The following is a 214-nucleotide window of genomic DNA, read 5'->3' on the forward strand; positions in this document are numbered from 1 at the left end:
CGCCCCACGCACCCCGCCGATCGGTCACGACTCCCCGCCCGCCCCACCCCGAGCGGTCACGTCCCGTCGGTCGGACCCCGGCCAACCGACACCCTGCGACCACTCGACGCCCCGCGCTCGGCACGTCCCGACCACGCACGGACCGCCGAGGTCGAAGCAACCGCCGCTCGCAGCCCCGCCGCACGACAGTCCGTGCGACCTCGGCGACACGCAC

It is taken from the genome of Curtobacterium sp. MMLR14_002 (assembly GCF_001864975.1).
GTDB lineage: Bacteria > Actinomycetota > Actinomycetes > Actinomycetales > Microbacteriaceae > Curtobacterium > Curtobacterium flaccumfaciens.